Genomic DNA, 5,506 nt, shown 5'->3' with positions numbered 1-5,506 from the left:
CTTATAGGGAGGGCAAGATCCATTTCGTCCTCAACGAGAAGTACCTTCATAGATTAACCTCACATAAAGAAAGCTTTCACCGAATAAGTGAAACCTCCTTACTTTATTTAATTTATAACCGGAGTTTTTAAGTATCCTGTTTATCCTTTCTGAAAAAAACCAGGTAAAGTGCGGTTCTATAAGAGCAACAAGCGTTAAGGGTTTAAAGAGATTCTCCACGCTCCTCATTATGTGTATAAAGTGTGCAGGATCGCTCACAACAAGGTCCTCAATGTATACCCTACCTTTTCTATAGCTATACACGAGATATCCAGCTTCTAAACTGCCTTCGGTGAATATATACGCCTTTTTGTTCTGCAAAAGTTCTTTGACTTCAATGTCACTCAACCCTTTCCAAACTTTCAGCTCAAGGGACTTTAACTTCTCAAAAAGATGAGGCGTGTTTACCTCAACTATCTCCATCCCCTTATAAACTTACACTAAAGGTATAAAGTTTTTATAAACTCAGAACTCTACATTAAACCAAAGCACATACTGATTTATATATTTCCTTTTGTTGGTTATATACTCAAAGTCAGATGGTGTCCTCACACCAAAATTGAGGCTGGTCATCTTGTCCAGATTGTAGCTGAATTTCAAATCTGGTTCCATGCTCTTTGGAAGGTTTTCTTCCCCTTCAACTGCAAGCAATACAGCCATTATAAAAAGTCCCAAAAGGTTACCTCTCCTCCACATATACATACCTCAAAAGGGACGGTACAACTAATAATATAAGCGATCCCGTAATAAGCATTCCACCTACCACGACAACAGCGAGAGGTTTTTGTATTTGACTCCCCACACCCTTTGAGAGAGCTGTCGGCAAAAGACCCATAGAGGCTGTGAAGCTACTCAAAAGTACAGCTCTGAACTTCTCTTTTGCAGACCTCTTTATAGATTCTTCCTTTGGAACACCAGCAAGTATATGTTTTTTATAGGTGTTCATCATAAAAGAGATGTTTAGTATGGCTATGCCAAGTATGGAAACAAAGCCCACTATAGCAGAAAGGCTAAGAGGGAAGCCTGATACCAAAAGGCTCAATGTGCCTCCAAAGATAGAAAAGAGGAGTCCGCTCATAGCTATAAGGGTGTTTCTTACCGAACGGTTTATGATGTACAAAAATACAGACAGTAGTGAAAGGGCAAGAAGCCCTGAGAAGGTAAAGCGTCTAAGCGCTTCCACAAGACTTTTGAACTGCCCGCTCCACTCTAAGAAGTAACCCTCAGGAAGTTTTATATCTTTTACGCTTTCTTGAGCCTTTTTGACGGTGCCTGCAAGATCCTTTGAGACTACGCTGAACTTAACTGGTATATACCTCTTGTAGTTTTCCCTGTATATAAAAGAAGCGCCCGTACTGAAATGTATATTGGCAACAGAAGAAAGCTTTACATAAGAGCCGTTAGGAAGTATTATAGGTATATCTCCTATCTTTGAAGGGTTTTGACGAAGTTCCTCTGGCAGTATAACCAGCAGGGAAAACCTTTTCTCACCTTCTATTACCTGAGTTGCTTCCTTGCCTCCCAATGCGGCAGACACAGTATCCATAAGCTGTTGTACGCTAAGTCCGTAAGCAGAGAGCTTTTCTCTGTCAGCCTCTATTACGAGGTTAGGCTGTCCTATCTCTCTAAATATACCTACATCTTCAATACCTTTTACCTTGCTTATCCTTTCCTTTATTTGGTTTGCAAGATTGTCCAGTTTATAGAGGTCATCTCCAAAGATTTTAACCGCGTTTTCTCCCTTTACGCCTGTGAGGACTTCCTCAAGGTTATCCTGTATATACTGCGATATATTTATGTCAGCCTTTGGGAATAAGCTCCTTATCTTATCCCTTATTACTTCCTCAAGCTCTTCTTTACTTTTGAAACGCTTCCATTCTGAGTAAGGTCTTAAGTCTATGAAGTATTCAGAGTTGAAGGGTCCCGTGGGGTCTGTGCCGTCTTCTGGTCTTCCTACCTGAAACTCCACCGTCTTTATCTCTGGGAAGCTAAGTAGTATATCTCTGACCTTTTTGGCGTTTTGATAGGTTTCTGACAGGGATATGGAGTATGGAAAGATGATGCGCATGTATATGTTGCCTTCGTCCATCTTTGGAATGAACTCAAGACCCAAGCGCTGGATGAAGAACAAACTGAGAAAGCTCATTAGTGACAGGGTTATTAATAACCACATACCTTTTAGCTTTATCAATCGCTCCAACACCTTTTCGTATAGACTTTCAAAGAATTTCACCAAAAGGGTCTCCTTTTCTCCGGAGCGCACAAGGAGAACAAGGGCGGACACCAAAAAAGTAAAGGTTATAGCCACGGAAGCGCTTATGGCGTAAAGGTATGTTTTTACCATAGGGGCAAAGATACGCTTTTCTGCACCTTCCATAAGAAATACTGGTATGAAGGATATGCCTATCAAAAGTACGGACAGGATAAGCAGTCTTCCTGTATCCTGCACCGATTGAATTATTGAGCGCCTTCCTACACCGTAGCTTTTCGTGTTCCAAAGATAGTTTTCCACAAAGAGAAGAGGAATATCCGCAATTATACCGAAGTCTATAGCCGCTATAGAAAGAAAGTTGGCGGACTCTCCGCGCAGAGCCATTATACCCAGTGCTATCACCAAGGACATTGGTACTGTAAGAGCTACAAGGAAAGCTGTTCTGAGGCTTCCCAAAAACACCAGTATGGAGCTAAATACCAGAACTATGCCCACAAAGGCTATTTCAGAAACTTTGTGAATGACCGTATCTATGAGTTTAGCCCTTTCATAGAAAGGTACAACTTTTACATCTTTTGGTAATATGTGGTCGTTTAGATCTTTTATCTTTTCCTGTATGGACTTTATAGAAGGTATGCTTTTTGCATCTCTGCGTAGTATCACTACACCCATCACCACATCATTCTTGTCGTTCAGACCTACTATACCCGTTCTTGGAATGTTGCCAAGTTTTACCTCGGCTATGTCCTTTACTAATATGGGCGCGTTGTTTCTATAGGCCACCACCACATTTTCAATATCTTTTAAATCCCTTATAAGACCCACACCCCTTATGAGAAAGTACTGAGATCCAAAGTCTATTGCCCTTCCACCCACGTTTATGTTGGAGTTTGACAGAGCTTGCGCCACATCCGAGAGCGAGACCTTATACTTTATTAAGTTTTCTGGCTTTACCTCCACTAAATAAGCTTTTATAAAACCACCGTAGCTGGCAACATCCTCCACACCTTCGGCAGTTTTTAGGTATCTTGCTACGACCCAGTCCTGAAGAGTCCTAAGCTCCATAAGGTTCCTGCTTCCTACCAAGACATAACGCATAACCTCGCCTATAGGGTTGGGTATTATCTGAGGGGTAACTCCATCTGAAAGGCTTACAGTAGATAATCTGTTTATAACTTCCTGCCTTGCTTCGCGGTATGAGATATCGTAGGAGAAGGTGCATTTTATGTCAGAAAGACCATACAGGGAAATGGAGTTTATACGATGAAGCCCCCTCATACCTGCCAGAGCTATCTCTAAAGGTACAGTTATCTGCCTTTCCACTTCTTCCGCGGACCTTCCGGGGTATAGGCTTACTATTTCTATGACGGGTGGCGATGGGTCAGGGAAGGCTTCCACATTGAGGTCCTTTATAAAAAGACTGCATGCAATGGTGACAACAAGCCCGAAAAGGAAAAACAGCAAGGCATTGTCTGTTACGAAACTGACGAACCTCCTCAAGGAGAGACCTCCCTAATGGGATTTAGAAGTACTTTCTGTCCCTTCTCAAGCCCAAAAAGAGCAACTCTTCCGTCTTCAAGCTCCTTGATAAAGTTCACTTCTTCCTTTACAGGCTTGTCATCCTTTAATACATAGACATAAAACTTACCATCCTGGTAGAGGATAGCACTTTTAGGCACAACCGCATAGGTCTCTTGCCCTATGATTATTTTTATGTTAAAGAACATGTTTATCTTAAAGGGTTCCTTCTCAAAAGGCTCTATAAAGACCTTTACTGTACGAGTATCCGGGTCTACCACATCGCTTACATATTTTATTGTTCCGCTAAACCTTTTTTCAGGATAAGTGCTTATGAAAAACTCTGCCCTATCTTCCCTTTTTACCCTAAGAGCGTCCTTATCTGGGAGCAGTGCTACCACCATAACTTTCTTTGGGTCGGCTATACTGAGTATCTCTGTTGATTGGTCAACCGCATCGCCCACATGAGCGCTTATTTGATAGACCACTCCATCAACAGGCGATGTGATGGTAATTGTTCCAAGACTGCCTCCAAGAAGCTCTAACTTCTTTTGTATGCCTTCAAGCTGAGCCTTTATAATTTTGTAGTTTGTCTCAGCGTCCATAAGCTCACTTTTTGATATGGCTCCTACTTCATAAAGCTCTTTTTTTAATCTGTATAGCCTCTCTGCCTGCACAAGCTGGGCAGATAAGGACAGCTTTTGTGAATAGAGATCTGTTATGTCTGGAGCTTTTACCGTTGCTAAAACTTGACCTCTTTTTACAGCATCACCTACCTGAACCTTTATACTTTGAACTACACCCGCAAGCCGTGAGGTTATCTTTACTGTGCCTTCCTTGTCTGGCTGGACATATCCAGTAGCCTCTACAAATTCTGGCACCTTTTCAAAGACCACCTCTATTGTCTCCCTCTTTGCCTGCTGTTTGGGTTCTTCTTTAAGTGCCTTTTCTCCACTACAAGAAGCAAGAAGCAGAAAGGATATAAGAAGCCTTCTAATCCTCATATTTACCTCCCGCCAAAAGCCTTAGCCTGTGATAGTTTTGAAGGTATTGATATTTTGCCTGTAAGAAGGCGTTGATAAAGGCTCTGTAAGTGCGTAAAGTATCCAAAAAGTCCAGCGTAGATATGCCTCCCAAAATGTAAGCTTTCTTTGTCCTATCTAATAGCTCATCAAGTAGCTTCTTCTTTTCTAAATAGGAGCTATAGACCTTTCTGCTTGCCTCATAGTCGTAAAAAGCCTGGGACACTTCCTTTTTTATGCTTTCCTCCTCTCTTTTTATAGCTATGAGTGTCTGCTCCTTTGTATTCAGTGCGGTAAGAAGGTCTCCCTGCCTGCGGTCAAAGACAGGAAGATTCATGGAAAGCCCAACGCCTATACCAGGCTTATACTTTACACCAAAGGCGTCGTACTCAACCCCCACTGATATGTCAGGTATTGAGTAAGCCCTCAAGAGCTTTATCTGATAATCCACTGACCTTAGCTGTTCCCTTAGGGACTTTAAACTTTCCCTGTTTTCAAGGGCTTGTTCAATTAGGCTTTCAAGACTTATATCTTCAGTAACTTCTTGCACTTGTGCGGGTTCGTAATTCCCGCCTAAGTAGAAGCTTAGATCCTTCATATCCTTTTTGTAGTTAGCTTGCGCTTGTTGTATTGCACTCTCAAGATCCACTTTGTAAAGTTTTAGCTTTATAAGGTCTATTAAACTTAAAAATCCCAGCTTCTGTTTTTGCTCCTG

At 41.7% G+C, this 5,506-nt stretch carries 5 protein-coding genes; all 5 read right to left on the bottom strand.

Features of this window, described 5'->3' with window-relative positions:
- Positions 1–30: 30 nt before the first annotated feature.
- Positions 31–462, bottom strand: coding sequence for a hypothetical protein (locus tag ABWK04_03550; protein MEZ0360961.1), 432 nt, complete (start codon positions 460–462; stop codon positions 31–33).
- A 42-nt stretch (positions 463–504) separates the two neighbouring features.
- Complete coding sequence (locus tag ABWK04_03545) at positions 505–735, bottom strand: hypothetical protein (GenBank protein MEZ0360960.1); 231 nt, start codon at positions 733–735, stop codon at positions 505–507.
- On the bottom strand, positions 719–3,751 hold the full coding sequence (locus ABWK04_03540) for a CusA/CzcA family heavy metal efflux RND transporter (protein MEZ0360959.1): 3,033 nt from the start codon (positions 3,749–3,751) through the stop codon (positions 719–721). Before ABWK04_03540 ends, ABWK04_03545 begins: the two co-directional genes overlap by 17 nt.
- Positions 3,748–4,773 carry an efflux RND transporter periplasmic adaptor subunit gene (locus tag ABWK04_03535; protein ID MEZ0360958.1) on the bottom strand — a complete coding sequence of 342 codons (1,026 nt, stop codon included), beginning with the start codon at positions 4,771–4,773 and terminating at the stop codon, positions 3,748–3,750. The genes ABWK04_03540 and ABWK04_03535 overlap by 4 nt, the downstream gene beginning before the upstream one ends.
- Positions 4,763–5,506: TolC family protein (locus ABWK04_03530; GenBank protein ID MEZ0360957.1), on the bottom strand; the 744-nt coding region annotated here is incomplete at its 5' end. The genes ABWK04_03530 and ABWK04_03535, both read right to left, overlap by 11 nt.

The sequence above is a fragment of the Hydrogenobacter sp. genome, from assembly GCA_041287335.1.
GTDB lineage: Bacteria > Aquificota > Aquificia > Aquificales > Aquificaceae > Hydrogenobacter.
Note: the sequence above shows the minus strand (reverse complement) of the source record. Positions and strands in the feature narration are given on the sequence as shown.